Origin of the sequence: Caballeronia sp. J97, assembly GCF_905220305.1 — a bacterium.
Lineage (GTDB): Bacteria > Pseudomonadota > Gammaproteobacteria > Burkholderiales > Burkholderiaceae > Caballeronia.
On the sequence record NZ_CAJMZL010000053.1, the window covers coordinates 12,709 to 30,466 of the forward strand.

The window sequence follows — 17,758 nt, forward strand, 5'->3', positions numbered from 1 at the left end:
TCGTGAGCATGGACGAACTCCGGCATGCGCTTTCCGAGCTTGTGATCGAGCGCGTGGGCTTCGGCATCTTCGTGCTCGATCGCGATCTGAACGTGCTGATGTGGAACCGGTTCATGCAGGATCACAGCGGCAAAACGGCCGAGCAGGTGACGGGCAGGTCGATTTTCGACAGCTTTCCGGAACTGCCGCGCGTATGGTTCACGCGCAAGGTCGAAAGCGTGTTCCAGCTCGGCAGCTTTGCGTTCAGCTCGTGGGAGCAGCGGCCGTATCTCTTCAAGTTCGACCACGACCGGCCGATCACCGGCGGCGTCGACTACATGCAGCAGGACTGCACCTTCATGCCGCTCACGCTCGAAGGCGATGTGCGCGCCGTCTGCGTGACGATTTCCGACGTGACGCACGCGAGCATGATGCAGCGCGCCCGCGACGAAGCCGTGGCGAAGCTGCAGGAATTCGCCGACCGCGACGGCCTGACCGGCATCGCGAACCGGCGCTATTTCGAGCTGCGCCTGCGCGACGAATTCACGCGCTGGCAGCGCTACGGCGGCGAGCTGTCGATGCTGCTTTTCGATCTCGATCACTTCAAGCGCATCAACGACGATCTCGGCCACCTCGTCGGCGATACGGTGTTGCGCGTGATGGCCGAGCGCGTCGCGAAGAGCGTGCGCGTGCAGGACGTGTTCGGGCGCTTCGGCGGCGAGGAATTCGCGCTGCTGCTGCCGTGCACGAATTTCGCGGACGCGATGATCGTCGCGGAAAAAGTGCGGCGCGAGATCGGCGAGACGCCCGTCGACGTGCAGGGCGCGCGCGTGCCCGTGACGGCGAGCGTCGGGGCGGCGCGTGCGCGCAGCGGCGTGACGTCGTCGTATGAAGCGCTCATCAACGAGGCCGATGCGGCGCTCTATACGGCCAAGCGCGAAGGGCGGAATCGGGCGGTGGGGTTCGGCTGAGGCGCGAAGACCGCGTCATGAAGGTCGCGACGCAGGGCTCAAGCCCCGGTTGCGTATCCGACTCAATCTTCGGCACGTTGCTCCACTTCCCGAGACTTTGCGAAACGCGGCGATCGGCCTTCCTCTGGCCATTCTCTCCCGTTCCATTTATTGAGTGTCAACCCGTCGAAGCGACTACGGCCCCAATGAAATCTGCATCAGTCTTCTGAATCTCTGAACTTGTGAGAGGAGGGCCGCGGGTGAATCCAGCCAAGTTCCTCTGCGCGGCCCTTGGCGCGTGTCACAGCGTTTGCGGCCACCTTATAGCGCGGGTGCTTGCTCGGCGATTTTGAACCCTTAAATTGCAGCGCCGACGCCTCTCCATAGCTGCGCAAAATGTGGTCATACATTGCCTGCCAACTCACTTCCTTGAGTTGCTCCCACGTATGAACCTTCAGAAAGATTTCCGCAGGGACAACGCATTCGACTTTGTATCTCGACTCGGGCGGAGCGTTCCGCTCGTCGACTGAGTGACTATGGAGTGTGTTGGACTTCTTCTTTTGAGTCATCTTTAGGAATCTTGAAGGAATACAACGGTCTTCGTTTAGCTCAAGCCCCGATTCTACTATCGAACAGACGTGCAGCTTCGCGGGCGTCAGACTTTCCGAAGCGGGGTCGACAATCGCCCGCCGAACCTGGTTGGCCGATTTTGGGCGTAGGCCTGAAGTTCGATCGCACTCAAAGCTTCCGAACCAAACTATTGATATACTCTTTGCCGCTTCCGGCGCAGTCGCAGCCGGCTTGCGCCGGCTTTTCCCTTCGATCGTCCCGCTCAGCGCCAGGTGGTTCCGCGCGCATCGGCTTGCATCGAAACCGGCGCCTGATCTCTTAATTTGCCCGTGGGGGCGCCACAGCGGAGCTTGTCTTGGCCGTTTCCAACACCATCGCTGACGATCCTGCTCCAGACGCCGCGAAAACGTCGTCGGGAAGCTCGTTCTATCTCGCGATGCGCATCCTTCCCGCTGCGCAGCGCGACGCGATGTATCAGATTTACGCGTTCTGCCGCGCAGTCGACGATATCGCCGACGAAGGCGCCTTGCCGCGCCGCGAGCGCGCGCTCGCGCTCGATCAGTGGCGCGAGGACATCGACGCATGCTACGCCGGCAAGCCGAAGGCTTCGCTCGAAGCGCTCACGCATCACATCCAGGCGTTCCAGCTTTCCCGCGACGACTTCCAGGCCGTGATCGACGGCATGGCGATGGACGCCGCCGGCGATATCGTCGCGCCCGACGAAGCCACGCTCGATCTGTACTGCGATCGCGTGGCGAGCGCGGTCGGCCGGCTATCGGTGAGAATTTTCGGGATGCATGAAGACGCCGGCCGGCGGCTCGCGCACCATCTCGGGCGGGCGCTGCAACTGACCAACATCCTGCGCGATATCGACGAAGACGCCGAAATCGGCCGCGTCTATCTGCCGCGCGAACTGCTCGCGCGCGAAGGCATTTCGACGAGCGACCCGGCGACCATCGTCGGCGATGCGCGCCTGCCGCGCGTGTGCGCGGTGCTCGCCGAGCGCGCGAAGGGCCACTATGCCCAGTCCGACGCGATCATGGCCGCGTCGCCGCGCGCTCAGGTGCGCGCGCCGCGCATCATGTCGGCGGCGTATCGCACCGTGCTCGACGCCAATCTCAAACGCGGCTTCGACCTGCCGCGCACGCGTGTGCGCACGCCGCGCTCGCGCCTGCTGTGGATCGTGGCGCGCAATCTGATCTGATGTCCCGGCGGGTCTTCGTCGTCGGAGCGGGAATGGCCGGCCTCGCCGCCGCCGTCGAGGCGCAACGGCGCGGCGCGCGCGTCGTGCTGCACGAGGCGGCGCCTCACGCGGGCGGACGCTGTCGCTCCTTCTTCGATGCCAGGCTCGGCGTTACGCTGGACAACGGCAATTATTTGCTGCTGTCAGGCAATCAATCGACGATGGCCTATCTGCGCGCGATCGGCGCGACCGATACGCTGATCGGCCCGACGCAGCCCGACTTTCCGTTTTTCGATGTCGCGAGCGGCGACGCGTGGACGGTCCGCATGTCGCCGGGACGCTTGCCGCGCTGGATCTTCGACGCCGACGCGCGCGTGCCCGGCACGCAACCCGCCGATTACCTGCCGCTACTACCGCTCTTCTGGGCGAAGCCGGGCCGCACGATCGAGGAATCGGTGCGGCGCAAGGATCGCGTATGGAGCCTGCTCGCGCGCCCGCTTTTGCGCGCGATGCTCAACGCCGATCCGTCCGAGGCGAGCGCGGAACTCGCGGCCGGCCTGTTGCGCGAGACGGTCGCGCAGGGCGGCCAGGCGTGCCGTCCGCTCGTCGCGAGAAGCGGGCTGTCGCATGCCTTCGTCGAGCCCGCGCTGCGGCTCTTGCAGTACGGCGGCGCGGAAATCCGGCTCGGCTCTCGTGTCGCGGGCATCGGCATATCCGGCACGGATTCGACGGAGCGTGTAAGCTCGCTGTCTTTCGAAGACGCGGAGCCGGTTTCGCTGGCACCGGGCGAAGGCGTCGTGCTCGCCGTGCCGCCCGATGCGGCGCGTCGGCTCGTGCCGGGCCTGAGCGCGCCGTACGCATCGCGCGCGGTCGTCACGGTGCATTTCGCCGTCGACGCGCCCGTGGGCTTTCCGCCGCTGACGTGTCTCGTCAACGGCACCGCCGACTGGATTTGCGCGGCCAGCGGACGGCTCTCGGTCACGCTCGCCAGCGCGGGCCGATGGCTCGCGACGCCGCACGAAGAACTCGCGCAGACGGCGTGGCAGGAAACGGCGAGGGCCGCGCGCATGTCCGCCGTACCGACGCCGCCCTGGCAAGTCGTCGTCGAAGAGCACGCGACGTTTGCCGCCGTGCCCGCGCAGGAAGGATTGCGGGCCGCCACGCGCACGCGTTGGCGCAATTTCACGCTCGCGGGCGACTGGACGGCGACCGGCCTGCCCGCGACGATCGAAGGCGCGATCCGCTCTGGCCAGAAGGCTGCGGATGCGCTGTTGAACCCATCGATGGAACGCTGATGAACGATTTATCCCTGTCGGCCGTGGGCGCGCAGGTTTCGGGCGCCTCGCTCGATTCCGCCGTCAACCACGCCACTGACGCGCTGCTCGCGGCGCAACGTCCGGAAGGCTACTGGCTTTACGAACTCGAAGCGGACGCAACCATCCCGGCCGAATACGTGCTGCTCGTCCATTATCTCGGCGAGACTGCCGATGAAAAGCGCGAAGCGAAGATCGGCCGCTATCTGCGCCGCATTCAACGTGAGGACGGCGGCTGGCCGCTCTTCGCCGATGGCGCGATGGACGTTTCCGCGACCGTGAAGGCGTATTTCGCACTGAAGATGATCGGCGATTCGCCCGACGCCCCGCACATGGAGCGCGCCCGCGCCGCGATTCTCGCCGCCGGCGGCGCGGAAAAGGTGAACGTGTTCACGCGCATCCTGCTCGCGCTTTTCGGCGTCGTGTCGTGGCGCGCGGTGCCGGTGATGCCCGTCGAGATCATGCGCCTGCCGATGTGGTTTCCGTTCCATCTGTCGAAGGTGTCGTACTGGGCGCGCACCGTGATCGTGCCGATGCTCGTGCTCAACGCGAAGCGTCCGCGCGCCCGCAATCCGCGTGGCGTGCGCATTGACGAAGTGTTCACGAATCCGCCGGTCAACACCGGCATGCCGTCGCGCTCCGGGCATCAGAGCCGTGGATGGTTCGCGTTCTTCCGTGTGGTCGATTCGATTCTGCGCGTCGCCGATCCGCTTCTCCCCGCGGCCGGCCGCGAGCGCGCGATCGATGAAGCGGTGCGCTTCGTCGACGAGCGTTTGAACGGCGAGGACGGCCTCGGCGCGATTTTCCCGGCGATGGCCAACTCGGTCATGATGTACGACGTGCTCGGGTATCCGCCCGAGCATCCGAACCGCGCGATCGCGCGCAAGTCGCTCGACAAGCTGCTCGTCATCGACGAAGCCGAGGACGGCGAAGCGTATTGCCAGCCGTGTCTGTCGCCGGTGTGGGATACGTCGCTCGCGGCGCACGCGCTGCTCGAAACCGGCATGCCGAAGGCGCGCTCGGCGGTGGCGCGCGGCCTCGACTGGCTGGTTCCGCTGCAGATTCTCGACGTGCGCGGCGACTGGATCTCGCGCCGTCCGAACGTGCGGCCGGGCGGCTGGGCGTTCCAGTTCGCGAACCCGCACTATCCCGATGTCGACGACACCGCCGTCGTCGCGATGGCGATGGAGCGCGCCGATCGCGAGAACGGCACGGCGCTGTACGGCGAGTCGATCGCGCGGGCGCGCGAGTGGGTCGTCGGCATGCAGAGCAGCGACGGCGGCTGGGGCGCATTCGAGCCGGAAAACACGCAGTACTACCTGAACAACATTCCGTTCTCGGACCACGGCGCGCTGCTCGATCCGCCCACGGTGGATGTCTCGGCCCGTTGTCTGTCGATGCTCGCGCAGCTCGGCGAGACGTCGCTCAACAGCGAGCCCGCGCGACGCGCGTTTGAGTACATCGTGAGGGATCAGGAGCGCGATGGAAGCTGGTACGGGCGCTGGGGCATGAATTACATCTACGGCACGTGGTCGGCGATGTCCGCGCTGAACGCGGCCGGCGTCGCGCCGACGGATCCGCGCATGAAGCGCGCGGCGGACTGGCTCATCGGCATTCAGAACGACGACGGCGGCTGGGGCGAGGACGGCGCGAGCTACAAGCTCGACTATCGCGGCTACGAAGCGGCGCCGAGCACCGCGTCGCAGACGGCGTGGGCGCTGCTCGGATTGATGGCCGCGGGCCTCGTCGAACATCCGGCGGTCGCGCGCGGCGTCGCCTATCTGATCCGCACGCAAAAGGCGCACGGCCTGTGGGACGAAACGCGCTTCACCGCGACAGGGTTCCCGCGCGTGTTCTATCTGCGCTATCACGGCTATCGCAAGTTCTTCCCGCTGTGGGCGCTCGCGCGCTATCGCAATCTGACGCGCGACGGACTCACGCGCGTGACGGCGGCGATGTGAACGCGCCCGTCGTCGCCGTGACCGGCATGGCGTTCGAAGCGAAGATCGCGCGCGGGCGCGGCGTCGATGTCGTGTTCGCGGCGCGCGCCGACTGGCTGGAGCGCGCGCTGTCCGATGCGATCGCGCGCGGTTGCTCGGGCATCATCAGCTTCGGCACCGCGGGCGGACTCGCGCCGGATCTCAGGCCGGGCGCGCTGATCGTCGCCGAGAGCGTGTGCGGTCCTTTCGGCGAACTGCACACCGACGCGGCGTGGTCCGCGCGCATCGTCGATGCGTTCGCGGGCACGCCCGTCGAGCGCGTCACGCGGCGCGGCAAGATGGCGGGCGTCACGGCGCCCGTCGCGAACGAGGCGGAAAAGCGCTCGCTGCACGCATCGACGGGCGCACTCGCCGTCGACATGGAATCGCATATCGCCGGGGCGATGGCGATGGCGCGCGGGTTGCCGTTCGCCGTGTGCCGCGCCGTGGTCGATCCGGCATGGCGGACCTTGCCGCCGGCCGCGACGGCCGGCCTGCGCGACGACGGCACGACGGCCATCGGTCCGATTCTGCGCGAGTTGCTGCGCGAGCCGGCGCAGTTGGGCGCGCTTCTGCGCCTCGCGTCCGATGCCCGCGATGCCCGCGCGACGCTCGTGCAGGCGCGGCGTGCGCTGGGGTCGGCGCGGGCGCTGGCGTTCGGCTGAGCAGTCTCACCCTTGCTTTATGCGGGTTAACCCCTATCTCGGTATAATCAGGGAAAACCCTAATCGAGCGCGCGTCCCGGTTTCTTCCCGGCGTCGCGCGCAGCAAGGAAAGTGAGGTACCGCAAATGAATTTTCACACCCGTAAATGGGTCAAGCCCGAAGACCTGAATCCGAACGGCACTTTTCCAGACTGACATATCAATTCGTCAACCGGAGAGATCGGTTTTGGGGTCTGTTACATTTTGTAACAGACCATACCGCGGCAATCGAAGTTACAAAACTTTCTATATGCTTTCGATTGTTGGGGCAGCGTCTAGGCGAGACACCGTCCATGGCTTGGGAAAATGCTGGCGCAGGCCGCAGGTAGTCGGCACCCAAGTATTTGCTAAACCGTCCCAGCGCCGCAAAGCAGCGCAAACAGCGATTGTCATCCCTTCGCCTCGGTGCATTCCCTCACCGATGGTCCGCTTGGAGCGGCGGAATCAGCCCCTGGCGTGACGCCGTTTTAGGAAGAAGACCGTTTTTGTGGACCACGGTGGACCGGCAACGGTTGTTCAGTGGGCACGGCTAGGAGATCTACTTCTTCGACGCCTAGCGCTGCTGCTACGACGATTAGCGTATCGAGTCCCAAGTTCGCAGCGCCGCGCTCTAGCTGACTTATATGAGTGCGATGAATGCCAGCGCGAGCAGCTAAAGCTTCCTGCGAAATGCCGAGCTTACCGCGAAGGACTTTCATGTTGATGGAGATTCGCGAGCGGAGTTCTTCGCGTCGTTGTTGGATGTTCGCTGCCATATAAGGCAGGAGCATCGATCAGCGAAGATCAAAAATCTACAGCGCATAATTCTACATAGTTTACTATTCAAAACCCTTCATCTAAACTGAACAAAGATTGGCGCCCTTACGACCGTTGGAAGATTGTTGTCGGACCTAAGCGAAGCTTTTTGACTGCATCACGCTGAATTGCACACACGGGTTCGAAGCCAACAGCGGAGATCGTACGACGCAGGATTTCATGTCACAAAACGTAATGGAAAGGGCAATCGACGTGCGCGGCTCAAAAGAAGCTGCTGAGCATTGGCTCGTTGCGCCTGGCATTGCGTCGGACCATCGGCCTTTCGACTCGCTTTGCGACCCGGAGGGTGTCGAATCTGTCAATGACCCGTTCGCATGGACTATTGCGTTTACACGTGATCAGGCGCGACGAGTCTGATGGACGCGCGCCGATTGCGTGCGTGTCTGCATCGGCGTACCGGCCGACCGCCAACCCCAAGCTTGATTGGGTCGGAAAAGATTTGGAGGCGCGTATGAGCAGTAAGGGATCGAGCTGTGAGAAGTCAGGTGAGTTACTGCGTGTCGCGCGTGTCTTGGCTCGCGCTGCCGAGACCTTTGAAGATTTTGATCTTGGACTTGCGTGGCTTAACTCGCCGGTCGCTGCCCTTAAAGGCGCCACGCCGATGAGTTTGCTTGACAAGGAGTTAGGCGTCGAGTCTGTGATGGATATGCTCGGACGGATTGAGCACGGTGTGTTTTCCTGATGCCTTCGGCGCGAGCGCGGAGAATTCCATGAGCACGAAAGCAACACTCGCCTACCACCCAGCCGAAAGCGACGAACCGGCTTGGCACCTGTACGAGGAAGTCTTTGAGTCGGGTGTCGTATATCTCGAGATTCGAGGGATCGATGTTGAATTGGTAACGCGTGAGGCTCGCTCAAGTGGGTGCGGCGGTGTTGACCTTGTTTTGCGCCTGCCCATCAAGACAGCAGCTCAACTGGGGCTGCCGTCGGTCGCAGAGCCGGACCGGTGGAAGTGTGCCTCCGACCCGGACAAAGATGAGAACCTCCGGCGGGGCCTCGAGAGGTTCGGTCGCTTGCGTGCTTCCTTCACACGCGGCGATGACCCTAGGAAGCCAGGGACGGACGAGTCATGATGGCGCGCACTTTAGTCCGCACCGCCATCGCCGCTGCCGTGGCGCTGTGGCTTACGCGGATGATCTGCTTGAAGTCGATACGTCGGAAGGCAACTACCGCTGGGCGTGTGCTCTATGATGCGCTCACCATGGGAGTAAATTCGCCGCTCACGTCCCCTCCTAATGCTTCCTGCTTCGGTGCCGTTCGTGCAGCCGTCAAGGCCGCCAATGGGGCACACGCAAAAGGACTGATCCCCGCTCCAGGAGTAAGCAACAGGAGAGCAAAAACGCGGTCGATCGTCGAGCTGGCTGGCTCGGTGAAGTCGCCGATCTCTGGTGTGTCCATCGAAGACATGAACCCTTGGCGCGAGGGTCCGTCCTTGGCGTGGCTCATGCGCCGTGCAAAGAATGTCCAGGAGGACGGGGCATATGCCGCGGCTTGGATGTCGATCCCACATCGCGAGCTAGACGGGAAGACGCCCATTGATGCGGCAATCACAAAAGCTGGCGCCGAGCAAGTCGAAGCTATCTTGTGGCGTCTCATTCATGGGATGCCGACATGAGCGAAGCCGATATTGCGAAACGCCGATTCGTGGCAGGGCTGATTGATCAAGTGCAGGCGATCGTCGAGGAGTCTGGCGATCCGACAAATTTCGATGCCGGCAAATGGGTTCGGCGCTGGATCAAGAAGCCACTACCGGCGTTAGGCGGTCTGCGGCCGGCTGACTTCATGAACACGTCAGAAGGACGCCACCTGATTTCCACATTTCTAAGTATGGCCGAAAGCGGCGCTTACGCCTGAAGGCTTGCCGGGAACCACTGCGATCGTTTTGAATGACCGGACCGATGTCCATATCAGCCTATAGGGAGAAAGCAAGTGAGTCCCGAACTGGACGCAAAGCTGCGCGCAGACTACCCGCTGATCTTCGCAGTCGAGCCGACAGCAGATCCCGACGATCCGGCGATGCCTGCAGTGCAGTCGCCGTTCGCGCACCGGGGTTTCGAATGCGGAGACGGATGGTATGACCTCGTCGACGCGCTATGCCTGCAGTTGCAGTTCGCGACGAAGAACGGAGCGCCGCAAGTCGTTGCTAGTCAGGTGAAGGAGAAATTCGGGAGGCTTCGCTTCTACACGTGCGGACAGAATGACGAACAGGAAGGCATGATCGAACTCGCCGAAGCGATGAGTGCTCGCCTTTGTGAAGTGTGCGGGAACCGAGGGCGTATTGTCGAGAACCGGTGGCTCCGGACGCGCTGTCCCACGCACGCACTAAATTGAAGCGGCGCGAAAAAGGGATGGTCCGATCGTAATCCAACAGCGCAAACGAACATGACCTCAAGTGACTTCAATCCGCTTGACCCGCTGACGGCCCATGCGGATAGGCTTTACTCTGACTTGGAAGACACTGGCCGTCGAGCAATGGAAGCGCTGCGAAGGATCGATCCAGTCGTGATCGAGGAACTTGTGGCGACGTTCGAGTCGGAAGACCGAGCGGCGCGCTGGCTCACCAGCCGGACCATCGGTTTTGGCGGACGCAGTGCATTGGATTTGCTTTCGCAGGGAGATCGGGAGGAGGTGATGCATGTATTGCATCACCTTCGCTATGGGTTCTGTGCATAAAGGAAGTGCCGCTAAAGCTCGACAAGTCAGATACGCGACGGACATTAGGTCGACGCTTGTCCGGTGAACAAAGCTTTCCGCTTCGCCAAGTGGCGCTGGAAAGTTGACCGTTTCGCATCGGTGGCGGGTGGAAGGACGCGACGTGGCGCCGTACCGGCGATTAGCCTGCCTGCGCGTTGCAATTCAGTGATGCTTGCTCGACAACGGGAGAGCGCTGAGAGCCATGATCATAATCGACCACCTCTACATTATGGCTAACGAGTCCATGCCGGGCATCTATAAGATCGGCTGTAGTGGTAACCCTGCCAAACGGGCTTTTGAACTTAGCAACTCAGCGGGCGTGCCAACACCATTCTATGTTGTTGGCACGTTCTATCACCCTTCGGCCCAGGCCTACGAGCGCGATGTGCATAAGGAGCTTCATGTGCATCGCGTCTCCAAGCAGCGGGAGTTCTTCTGTGGGCTAGGTCTTGATCAAATGCTGGCAAGGATCCTGAAGGTCGGGAATCTTCACTACGAGAACTACAAGTTCTGTCTCGAGCGCATCGATGCTATATGGACGGACCCGGTAGGTGGTCCGCGCATTCGTCAACATTTGAAGCAACTCGGAGTCAGCAATCCCGAGACACACAACGACGCCCATTTCGATGCCCTTGTAAAAGTCCTCAATCACATCATTTGTGGCGAAGACATGTTTAAAGAAGGTATGGGGCAGGAAGCTCTGAAAAGCTAACCGAGGGAGCAAACTTTGTCCACGGCGATTAACAGGCTGCGCCAAGCAGTCTTTTTGGCCACTCCAAAAGGAAAGCAAATGCGACGCCCTGCACGGTGGACGAACGACAGCACTTCGCCTGAGGAGGCGCAAATCGAATATGCCATTCGTCAAGCGGTCGTCGCCGCGATCCTTTTCGACCCAATAGGCGTTGAAGCCATTCTTGAGCTTTCCGACGCAGAGATTGGCCGACTTTTAAAAGACAAGCTACGCAAAATGGCCGGCGTTGCCACGGTGTACAACCTCGACCTTCCGGCGATTCGTGAGGAGGAAGAGAATCTCCGCAGGCGCATAAAGCGAGCCTCGATGCGTCGAACGTCGGCACCTGAGGCTTCGACCAAGAGCGTGATTGCGAACTCCGAGCGCTACTTGCTTGTTCGACAGGGAAAGGTGCTCCGAAGAGATGACTTTTGCAAGGCTGCCGCTATGACTGAGAAGAAACTTAGCAAGAATGTCGCTTCGGGCCGAATCTTCAGCGTTGACTTGGGACAGGAACCGTACTACCCGGCTTTCTTCCTTCCCTCCGTGATTCACCGCAATGACTTCGCGAAGGTCATCCGTCGCTTGGGTGAGACACCCGGTTGGGAAAAGTGGGACTTTTTCACGACCCCGATCGAGTCTGAAGGTGGCGCCACTCCGCTTCAACTTCTCACGATCAAGAAGGTTAAGAAGGTGTTGACCGTTGCCGCAGACTTTGCTGAGCGCTGAGCGAAGCAACTATCGTACGCGTTTCATTTGCAAGCGGGGGGCAACTATGCACTGGTCGCAATTGGATTGGGGGCACTTGATATGTTCTTCTCTGCCTCTGCTGTACATTCCAACCGGCGCGGCCGGGCTTGGCTTCGCGATTGGCCGCCTTATACGCGGTCGGCCATACATCGGCAGACAGGTCGGCGAGCCTCGTCGGTGACATGTGCCGGTTCGGTGCCTAAAGGAATTGTGACGGTCATTCTGTTTTTGGCCGAGCGGTCCAAGGGTATCGAAGTCGAAAAAGGTAGGTCCCGGGAAGATCTTATCGGCGAAGGAGTTTTCGATGAAGGTTCGTGAGCTGCTAGAACGCCTATCGGAAGCAGACCCAGAGAGCGTGGTCTTATTTCTCGAGGCTTGGTCATGGGTCGACGAAGCGGATGAAATTTCGACGGTCACCGTTCCGGCGGAGGCTTGGACGTTCGAGGAAAGTAGCGAATCGGGGCATGAGTACTCGGTCTTCTACCCGGACAATGACCGCGATATTGAAGATCGCTCGAGGCAGTACGTCCGTCGGCGACAGGTGCGCGTTGTTATCTTGTCGAACGGTACGACCAACCTGGAGCGCGAAAGCCGGCCGTTGGGTAGATAGCGACATGAAGCAACGGACATAGGAAGCAACATGACGACGCCATACGAGCGAGCTCTCGCAGTGAAGGAGGCTCGCGAACTCTTGACGGAAATGTCGACAGGACGACTTGAGCTCAAAGCTTCATTGCAGCGAGCCGTTGCAATCCTGAGGAATTACCCAGGGGACTTGGACATGTCCATTGCTGGACTTTCGGATTTGGACTCGGGGCTGGAAATGGCGCAATTGATCGCGTGATGATGTTGCTCATCCACATTGATTTCGGGGTGGATCCATGATGAGAATCGAATATGACGAAGACGAAGACATCCTGCACATCACGTTTTCGAACGCGCCCATCGTCCGCGACGTGTCTCAGAATTGGAACGTCAATTTGGGATTTTCAGAGACGGGCCTGGCGGAAATCACTATCCTCGACGCGAAGGCCAATAATTACTGGCCTATCGAGGATGTGGAGCACCGCATGATTCAGGAAGGTTTGGACCACGTGACTGCCGGACGTCTGGTACCGATGTCGAAGGCCCGCGGATGGGCCGATAGCATCGGAACGGACCACGAGTTAGCGATCCCGGGGTATTCTCCCGGAGCCTCCGCTGCGCGCCCTGGGGAGAACCCATGAGCACAAAGACTACTCTCCCATGTCACACCGCCGAAAGCGATGAACCGGCCTGCCACCTAGACGAAGAGTTCGGCGAGTCGGGCGCGGCGTACTTGGATATAGATGATATCGGCATTAAGTTGCTCGCGCCTGAGCCCTGCTCGCGTGCAGCGGTAGATTCCGGTCTGGCTCGAGCCGTGTTGGAGATCCGTGCCGAAATTTGGCGGAAGGAGAACGGGGAAGCGATCGAATGCTACAACGCCTACGTGGAGCAAGACGGCCTCCCGCTCGATGGATTCCAAACCGATGCTTAGGCCCATGGTAAATCGGCACCAGTCTTCATCTTCCCGCGGCGCTCGTCAGATCGACGCCGCCGAGGGCCAAGCAGTATACCCCGAGGCCAATTACAGCAAGGCGCTCGACAGCCGACAAGTGGGACGGCGCCGTAACTCAGACGAAGGCAGAAACGTATGCCTAGGCGTCGACGCGCTTCGTCGGCTTCGCGGGTCCGACGCCCAATACGATGTTCCCGCGGAGCCGGTCCCGGGTCGGAGGAGCAATGATCCGCGCATGTTGGTCCGCAGAGCCATCACCATCAAGAAACCTGAGATGACAATTCCGAGAGAGGACGACGTCTTTATCGACACGCTGTGCGCAACGTTGCGCGATTTGATCGACGGACTGCACACCGGCCATGCGAAGGCGCTTCTAGACCGGGAATCGAGCGAGTTGAGACATTACGACGCCATCCGGGCGAGCGCTCGCAGCGAGGCAGTGTTGCAACGGCAATCCAATGTAGGCGTTCGATTTAAACGTACGGATATCGAAGGCATAGGCTATCCCGAATAGAAATGGCGCGTATGCCTCCATAGTCATTGATGACGACATGAGCCAGTCCAACGCAGGCGGTGCGGAGGTACCGATGATCGACGTTCCCGACGACTTCCCACGCGCTAAGCCCGGCGTCGTAGCCGGTGCTCAACCAAAGGTCTGCGTAGTGCTATGCAAAGACGGAAAGTATCGAGAAAGTTCCTCCGACGAAGTGAGAGCCGAACGCTACCAATTCTGCGAGGATCTCGCCGAGCAGCTCGGCCCCATCGCGCTGAAGGACGCCGAGCACCATCCGCACCAAGCAGTGCTTGAGCGCGTCACAGTGGCTGTGCAGGACAAGGCCTGGACGACGCGGCCGGAGACGACGTGGCTGATCCAACGACTACGACAGTTGTTGGGATGGTGACAAGTATCTGTCGCATTGAGTGTTGCGAGGGTATGTACGTGAACGAACGCCGGCGCGGTCGGGCAACGGGCTTAAGAAGACGCAAGATTGTTGATCTTCGCCTTGTCGGCCGCGCCTTTGATGGGCGGATGTTTGGGTTGAATGTCCTATCGCTTTTAACTGACCGCGCTATGGATGTTGTGAAGGCAGAGCGCAGAGTTTGAATTCCGGGAGCCGGGAGCTAATGCGATGAGCCGCTACACGTTTGCTGACTTATTGACGTCCGCCAGCGATCCGGGAACCTCGCGGCTCTCCGCCATCAATATGGCCAACGTCCTCGGGATTCAGCAGCAGGAGCTGGCGACAATTGCTGGCGTCCATCGAAACACGCTTCGTACGCATCCGGATTCGCCGAGATTGCAGGCCGCCCTAAGCGATATTGTGTGCGTCGTGTCGGCTGCTGTCCGTGTGGAACCGGACTTCGAACGCGCGCTGTTTCTCCTCAAGCACCAACCGATCGCGGTATTCCGCCATAAGACCATCCTTCAGTTAATTCAGGAGGGCCGGGCAACTGATGCGGTCGACTACCTCGACTCTATCAGCGGCGGTTTCGTCGGATGACACCGTGCTATCTGCTGAAGGGGACTAACCTCTTCGCGCTGAATCTGCATCTTGCGAGGAAACTCAGACATGACGAACACCACTCAAGAGGAGGTCTTCATCGGAACGCTGGGCGCACGTACGCTCCGTCTGGTAGACGGCATGCATGCCGGCAATGTCAAGGCGGTTTGGGAGAAGGATGGCACTCTGGGGGCGGTCGTGCTCGATGTTAAAACTTATCAGCAGTTCGTCCATCCGCGGGCCGACAACCCGAGCCCGTTCTCGGTGGACGACGTCATTCAAGCGCTCGACTCCATGCGGGATCGCATCATCTCCGAGGAAGAAAGCCGGCGCCAGGATCGTCAACTCCTTGACAGTGCGGCGCTGGGCGGCGGAGGCGCAAGGAAAGACATGAACACAGTGCACAATATTTCAACGAGTGGCGCGGCGCGTGGCCTTAGTGCGGCCGGACTATCTCGGCGCCAAGGGAGGTCGACGTGACGAAGTTGAAAAAGCCCCAGTCGCCCAATCTCTTCCTCACTGTGCGATTACCGCGTGGCGTGAGCCCGGCTTTAGCAGCCTCACTGCAATCCGGCATTGAGCAGACGATGAACGCTCTGGGCTCGGACCTCAATGCGAGCTTGCTTGGACGAGCGGACGACCTTGCAAAATTGATTAACGCGTTGACGCAGCCAGATGCGGGGCTAATCGAGGAGCGCGTGCTGCGTCGAAAGACGATGCAGGTAGTGTTTGAACATGGACACTGGCTTACCTCCGAGGAAATTAATCGGTTGCAAGCATCACCGCCACGAAACAAATCGTTTCCGGCTAGTGACTGGAAGCGGCGGGGCCGCGTTTTCGCGGTGCACTTCGATGGGAGGGCATATTTCGCGCGTTATCAGTTCGATGACGCGTGCCGGCCTCTACCCATCATCAAGGAGATTCTGCAGGAGATCGGTGAGGTCGCTGATACGTGGAGAACTGCCGCATGGTTTCACTATCCCAGCGGGTGGATTACCGACCTTGTCGAGTGCACCAAACCGATTGCCCCGAAGGATGCGCTGAATCGCCGCGATGAGGTGTTGCTGGCTGCGCGCCGTACGCGTGAGACCTACGAGGCCTGACTTTCCGGTATCGGTCGTCGCTTGCGACGATCTCAAGATGGTAAGGGAAGTTCCCGGTTCTCGTACAGTCTCCTAAACGGGTACAAATGTCGACGCGGTCATCGCTCTGACTCCAAGACGCTGTGATATGTTCACTCTACCCACGATTTCGGCAGGGCGCGATCTACAAAACGGCCGAATCGTCGCGGACCGAGACTTCCATGGCTAAAACAGAACGCCCTGTGTGGGTGTGGCTGCCTGGCGAAGTCATGCCTGTGCAATGCGGCACATTCCGATGGGAGCCGCGACATGGCGAGTTTGCGTACAGCGCGAATTACAAAATGCGCCCAAACGCGTTGCCGGTCGACCCCGTGAATCTACCCTTCTCGCGAGCGCTCAAACCGACACACACGAACAATTCAAATGGGCTATTCGGCGTTCTGCGAGACGCGGCGCCAGAGGGTTTCGGGCTTGACCTCCTCCTCGCGAATCAAAAGAAAGAAGCGCTCGATGAAGTCGAGCGCATGGACTTGGCTCCCGGCGATGGTGTAGGAGCTATCGAAGTGTGCTTATCCGACCAGCTTCAGCGGAAGAGTCGGTTCGTGCCTCCAACTGTCGAGAGGCTGAAGGTCGCGCTTGAGACTGCCGACGCAGAATACTCGGCGCAGCACGTCGTGCAAAAGCTAACGGGCACGGAGGGCACCACCAATCTCGGGGGCGAGAAGGCGAAGTTGACGGTGTGCGTGGAGGCGAATAACGCGACCGAGTGGTGGATCGCCAAGCTGCCGGAGCGCGGTGGGGCACCGTCCTCGCCGTCACGTGAGTTCGTGGCGATGACGCTCGCCAAGAAGTGCGGGCTCGAAGCGGCGGATGTTCGATATGAGCGAATGGGGCCGCACGAGGTCGTACTGATTAAGCGCTTCGATCGCAGGGTTGACATGGGTGAAGTTGAGCGTTCGTTTTTCGCCAGCGCGGCAACGGTGCTACAGCTGCGCAGCGATCGCGCACCCGAGGATCCGCATCGCTCGTATGTCAAGCTCGCGAATGAGCTGCGGCGATGGTGCGGCGAAACGAGCGCGGATCTTGCAAGACAGCAGCGCGAACTGTGGCGTCGGATGACTTTCAATGCCCTGGTCGGCAACCACGACGACCACCCGCGTAACCACGGTCTGCTGCATAGGAATGGGTCATGGACGTTATCGCCCGCGTACGATGTCGTCGCGTATCCGCGGAAGCGAGGCGTGCAGGCAATGGCCGTGAACCGGCAGGGCACGCGCATTGCAACGCCTGAAACGTTGATTATGGATGCAGCATCGTTTTCCTACACGAGTTTGGAGGCGTGGGAAGCGTTGCAGGTCATGGCCCACACGGTTCATTCGACGTGGCGCGAGCTTTTTGTCGAAGAGTGTGCGATGTCGGAAGAGAGTCTTGAAGGTCAGCGGCCCGCATTCGAGCTGGCAGAGCAGATCGCGAAGGGAGTGAAGGGCGTAGACTTGGCAAAGATTGAGGACCGGCGTGGGCATGCCGGAGCACGACAACGAACCTCTTCCTCCAGCGAATAGCGGATCTCTCCACTGTCTGATCCTGAGCTGATACGCCAATGCGCGCGGCTGTAGACTGCTACACATCGCGGGCAACCTGCAAGTTCTTCGCCGGCGGTCGCCCGATCACTCACCTCCGAAATGGGCCATGAGTTGCCGCTCGTCCGCGGCCTGAACCTGCCGTCCGAACGGCTCGTCGCCACTCAAAGCTGCCGGATGGCGAAGGCGAACGGCCTTCGCCGACGTTGAGGCCAGTCGTGCTTAACGTCTGCACCCCGTCGGATTGCTGACGTTGCCGGCGTCGTGCGTGGAACTGCAACTGTCTGCGTCAGCGAATTAATGCTCACGACCCCTGCCGGTCGAGCCGCTTAGACCCAAGGGCAAGTTCAGGAACGGCCAATCCGCCTTTTCAGTCGAGGGAAGCCT

The 17,758-nt window shown here is 60.9% G+C and carries 24 protein-coding genes and 1 pseudogene; 22 read left to right on the forward strand and 3 right to left on the reverse strand.

The features are described 5' to 3' along the window. The first annotated feature begins 8 nt into the window (after positions 1-8). Positions 9-950 carry a diguanylate cyclase gene (locus U4Y90_RS34715; RefSeq protein ID WP_321801530.1) on the forward strand — a complete coding sequence of 314 codons (942 nt, stop codon included), beginning with the start codon at positions 9-11 and terminating at the stop codon, positions 948-950. Positions 951-1,147: 197 nt separating this feature from the next. On the opposite strand, the gene U4Y90_RS34720 is transcribed toward U4Y90_RS34715, so the two are convergent. Continuing rightward, positions 1,148-1,498: a hypothetical protein gene (locus U4Y90_RS34720; protein ID WP_321801531.1), complete on the reverse strand. Its 351-nt coding sequence runs from the start codon at positions 1,496-1,498 to the stop codon at positions 1,148-1,150. 356 nt (positions 1,499-1,854) lie between these two features. Between U4Y90_RS34720 and hpnD the strand changes: the two genes are divergently transcribed. The 4 genes from hpnD to U4Y90_RS34740 are packed head-to-tail and all read left to right on the forward strand — an operon-like array spanning position 1,855 to position 6,639. Continuing rightward, complete coding sequence (gene hpnD / locus U4Y90_RS34725) at positions 1,855-2,703, forward strand: presqualene diphosphate synthase HpnD (protein WP_321801533.1); 849 nt, start codon at positions 1,855-1,857, stop codon at positions 2,701-2,703. Then, positions 2,703-3,977: a hydroxysqualene dehydroxylase HpnE gene (gene hpnE / locus U4Y90_RS34730; RefSeq protein WP_321801534.1), complete on the forward strand. Its 1,275-nt coding sequence runs from the start codon at positions 2,703-2,705 to the stop codon at positions 3,975-3,977. Before hpnD ends, hpnE begins: the two co-directional genes overlap by 1 nt. Then, complete coding sequence (gene shc / locus U4Y90_RS34735; protein ID WP_321801535.1) at positions 3,977-5,956, forward strand: squalene--hopene cyclase; 1,980 nt, start codon at positions 3,977-3,979, stop codon at positions 5,954-5,956. Before hpnE ends, shc begins: the two co-directional genes overlap by 1 nt. Before the next feature lie 26 nt (positions 5,957-5,982). Beyond that, a complete protein-coding gene (locus tag U4Y90_RS34740) occupies positions 5,983-6,639 on the forward strand; it encodes a phosphorylase (RefSeq protein ID WP_321801565.1) in 657 nt (218 codons plus the stop codon). 505 nt (positions 6,640-7,144) lie between these two features. Here the strand turns inward: U4Y90_RS34740 and U4Y90_RS34745 are convergent. After that, the gene (locus U4Y90_RS34745) at positions 7,145-7,447 is read right to left on the reverse strand and encodes a helix-turn-helix transcriptional regulator (protein WP_321801536.1); all 303 of its coding nucleotides are present in this window, start codon (positions 7,445-7,447) and stop codon (positions 7,145-7,147) included. 347 nt (positions 7,448-7,794) lie between these two features. Between U4Y90_RS34745 and U4Y90_RS34750 the strand changes: the two genes are divergently transcribed. The 11 genes from U4Y90_RS34750 (at position 7,795) to U4Y90_RS34800 (ending at position 13,186) form a co-directional block, all read left to right on the forward strand. Beyond that, entirely contained in the window at positions 7,795-8,175 is a 381-nt protein-coding gene (locus U4Y90_RS34750; RefSeq protein WP_321801537.1) for an antitoxin Xre/MbcA/ParS toxin-binding domain-containing protein, read from the forward strand. Positions 8,176-8,562: 387 nt separating this feature from the next. Beyond that, positions 8,563-9,108: an MbcA/ParS/Xre antitoxin family protein gene (locus U4Y90_RS34755; RefSeq protein WP_321801538.1), complete on the forward strand. Its 546-nt coding sequence runs from the start codon at positions 8,563-8,565 to the stop codon at positions 9,106-9,108. Continuing rightward, complete coding sequence (locus tag U4Y90_RS34760) at positions 9,105-9,347, forward strand: MbcA/ParS/Xre antitoxin family protein (protein WP_321801540.1); 243 nt, start codon at positions 9,105-9,107, stop codon at positions 9,345-9,347. The genes U4Y90_RS34755 and U4Y90_RS34760 overlap by 4 nt, the downstream gene beginning before the upstream one ends. Positions 9,348-9,422: 75 nt before the next feature. Continuing rightward, positions 9,423-9,824: a hypothetical protein gene (locus U4Y90_RS34765; RefSeq protein ID WP_321801542.1), complete on the forward strand. Its 402-nt coding sequence runs from the start codon at positions 9,423-9,425 to the stop codon at positions 9,822-9,824. Between the two features lie 51 nt (positions 9,825-9,875). Then, positions 9,876-10,166, forward strand: coding sequence for an MbcA/ParS/Xre antitoxin family protein (locus tag U4Y90_RS34770; RefSeq protein WP_321801543.1), 291 nt, complete (start codon positions 9,876-9,878; stop codon positions 10,164-10,166). A 223-nt stretch (positions 10,167-10,389) separates the two neighbouring features. Further along, positions 10,390-10,899 (forward strand): GIY-YIG nuclease family protein, encoded by a 510-nt coding sequence (locus U4Y90_RS34775; protein ID WP_321801545.1) that lies wholly within the window; start codon positions 10,390-10,392, stop codon positions 10,897-10,899. Positions 10,900-10,914: 15 nt separating this feature from the next. Continuing rightward, positions 10,915-11,646, forward strand: coding sequence for a hypothetical protein (locus tag U4Y90_RS34780; RefSeq protein ID WP_321801547.1), 732 nt, complete (start codon positions 10,915-10,917; stop codon positions 11,644-11,646). Positions 11,647-11,971: 325 nt separating this feature from the next. Further along, complete coding sequence (locus U4Y90_RS34785) at positions 11,972-12,277, forward strand: hypothetical protein (RefSeq protein WP_321801548.1); 306 nt, start codon at positions 11,972-11,974, stop codon at positions 12,275-12,277. 30 nt (positions 12,278-12,307) lie between these two features. Then, the gene (locus U4Y90_RS34790; RefSeq protein WP_321801550.1) at positions 12,308-12,511 is read left to right on the forward strand and encodes a BPSL0761 family protein; all 204 of its coding nucleotides are present in this window, start codon (positions 12,308-12,310) and stop codon (positions 12,509-12,511) included. A 37-nt stretch (positions 12,512-12,548) separates the two neighbouring features. Continuing rightward, positions 12,549-12,893: a DUF2283 domain-containing protein gene (locus tag U4Y90_RS34795; RefSeq protein WP_321801552.1), complete on the forward strand. Its 345-nt coding sequence runs from the start codon at positions 12,549-12,551 to the stop codon at positions 12,891-12,893. Further along, on the forward strand, positions 12,890-13,186 hold the full coding sequence (locus U4Y90_RS34800; protein ID WP_321801554.1) for a type II toxin-antitoxin system CcdA family antitoxin: 297 nt from the start codon (positions 12,890-12,892) through the stop codon (positions 13,184-13,186). The genes U4Y90_RS34795 and U4Y90_RS34800 overlap by 4 nt, the downstream gene beginning before the upstream one ends. 28 nt (positions 13,187-13,214) lie before the next feature. Here the strand turns inward: U4Y90_RS34800 and U4Y90_RS34805 are convergent. Beyond that, positions 13,215-13,301: pseudogene (locus U4Y90_RS34805) on the reverse strand (recombinase family protein); the annotation flags it as partial. Positions 13,302-13,442: 141 nt separating this feature from the next. Between U4Y90_RS34805 and U4Y90_RS34810 the strand changes: the two are divergent. The 6 genes from U4Y90_RS34810 (at position 13,443) to U4Y90_RS34835 (ending at position 17,353) form a co-directional block, all read left to right on the forward strand. After that, positions 13,443-13,721 carry a hypothetical protein gene (locus tag U4Y90_RS34810; protein WP_321801556.1) on the forward strand — a complete coding sequence of 93 codons (279 nt, stop codon included), beginning with the start codon at positions 13,443-13,445 and terminating at the stop codon, positions 13,719-13,721. Positions 13,722-13,794: 73 nt separating this feature from the next. After that, the gene (locus U4Y90_RS34815; RefSeq protein ID WP_321801558.1) at positions 13,795-14,109 is read left to right on the forward strand and encodes a hypothetical protein; all 315 of its coding nucleotides are present in this window, start codon (positions 13,795-13,797) and stop codon (positions 14,107-14,109) included. Positions 14,110-14,337: 228 nt separating this feature from the next. After that, entirely contained in the window at positions 14,338-14,709 is a 372-nt protein-coding gene (locus U4Y90_RS34820; RefSeq protein ID WP_321801559.1) for a DNA-binding protein, read from the forward strand. 69 nt (positions 14,710-14,778) lie between these two features. Then, a complete protein-coding gene (locus U4Y90_RS34825) occupies positions 14,779-15,189 on the forward strand; it encodes a hypothetical protein (protein ID WP_321801560.1) in 411 nt (136 codons plus the stop codon). Next, positions 15,186-15,812 carry a hypothetical protein gene (locus U4Y90_RS34830; RefSeq protein ID WP_321801561.1) on the forward strand — a complete coding sequence of 209 codons (627 nt, stop codon included), beginning with the start codon at positions 15,186-15,188 and terminating at the stop codon, positions 15,810-15,812. The genes U4Y90_RS34825 and U4Y90_RS34830 overlap by 4 nt, the downstream gene beginning before the upstream one ends. A 200-nt stretch (positions 15,813-16,012) precedes the next feature. Then, a complete protein-coding gene (locus U4Y90_RS34835; protein ID WP_321801563.1) occupies positions 16,013-17,353 on the forward strand; it encodes a type II toxin-antitoxin system HipA family toxin in 1,341 nt (446 codons plus the stop codon). Positions 17,354-17,758 lie beyond the last annotated feature (405 nt).

Excerpts from the sequence above, each read along its gene's own strand:
- U4Y90_RS34715 (WP_321801530.1), top strand. The coding sequence starts at position 9 with ATGGACGAACTCCGGCATGCGCTTTCCGAGCTTGTGATCGAGCGCGTG.
- U4Y90_RS34720 (WP_321801531.1), bottom strand. The coding sequence starts at position 1,498 with ATGACTCAAAAGAAGAAGTCCAACACACTCCATAGTCACTCAGTCGAC.
- hpnE (WP_321801534.1), top strand. The coding sequence starts at position 2,703 with ATGTCCCGGCGGGTCTTCGTCGTCGGAGCGGGAATGGCCGGCCTCGCC.
- shc (WP_321801535.1), top strand. The coding sequence starts at position 3,977 with ATGAACGATTTATCCCTGTCGGCCGTGGGCGCGCAGGTTTCGGGCGCC.
- U4Y90_RS34740 (WP_321801565.1), top strand. The coding sequence starts at position 5,983 with ATGGCGTTCGAAGCGAAGATCGCGCGCGGGCGCGGCGTCGATGTCGTG.
- U4Y90_RS34745 (WP_321801536.1), bottom strand. The coding sequence starts at position 7,447 with ATGCTCCTGCCTTATATGGCAGCGAACATCCAACAACGACGCGAAGAA.
- U4Y90_RS34750 (WP_321801537.1), top strand. The coding sequence starts at position 7,795 with ATGACCCGTTCGCATGGACTATTGCGTTTACACGTGATCAGGCGCGAC.
- U4Y90_RS34755 (WP_321801538.1), top strand. The coding sequence starts at position 8,563 with ATGATGGCGCGCACTTTAGTCCGCACCGCCATCGCCGCTGCCGTGGCG.
- U4Y90_RS34760 (WP_321801540.1), top strand. The coding sequence starts at position 9,105 with ATGAGCGAAGCCGATATTGCGAAACGCCGATTCGTGGCAGGGCTGATT.
- U4Y90_RS34770 (WP_321801543.1), top strand. The coding sequence starts at position 9,876 with ATGACCTCAAGTGACTTCAATCCGCTTGACCCGCTGACGGCCCATGCG.
- U4Y90_RS34775 (WP_321801545.1), top strand. The coding sequence starts at position 10,390 with ATGATCATAATCGACCACCTCTACATTATGGCTAACGAGTCCATGCCG.
- U4Y90_RS34785 (WP_321801548.1), top strand. The coding sequence starts at position 11,972 with ATGAAGGTTCGTGAGCTGCTAGAACGCCTATCGGAAGCAGACCCAGAG.
- U4Y90_RS34790 (WP_321801550.1), top strand. The coding sequence starts at position 12,308 with ATGACGACGCCATACGAGCGAGCTCTCGCAGTGAAGGAGGCTCGCGAA.
- U4Y90_RS34795 (WP_321801552.1), top strand. The coding sequence starts at position 12,549 with ATGATGAGAATCGAATATGACGAAGACGAAGACATCCTGCACATCACG.
- U4Y90_RS34800 (WP_321801554.1), top strand. The coding sequence starts at position 12,890 with ATGAGCACAAAGACTACTCTCCCATGTCACACCGCCGAAAGCGATGAA.
- U4Y90_RS34810 (WP_321801556.1), top strand. The coding sequence starts at position 13,443 with ATGTTGGTCCGCAGAGCCATCACCATCAAGAAACCTGAGATGACAATT.
- U4Y90_RS34815 (WP_321801558.1), top strand. The coding sequence starts at position 13,795 with ATGATCGACGTTCCCGACGACTTCCCACGCGCTAAGCCCGGCGTCGTA.
- U4Y90_RS34820 (WP_321801559.1), top strand. The coding sequence starts at position 14,338 with ATGAGCCGCTACACGTTTGCTGACTTATTGACGTCCGCCAGCGATCCG.
- U4Y90_RS34825 (WP_321801560.1), top strand. The coding sequence starts at position 14,779 with ATGACGAACACCACTCAAGAGGAGGTCTTCATCGGAACGCTGGGCGCA.
- U4Y90_RS34835 (WP_321801563.1), top strand. The coding sequence starts at position 16,013 with ATGGCTAAAACAGAACGCCCTGTGTGGGTGTGGCTGCCTGGCGAAGTC.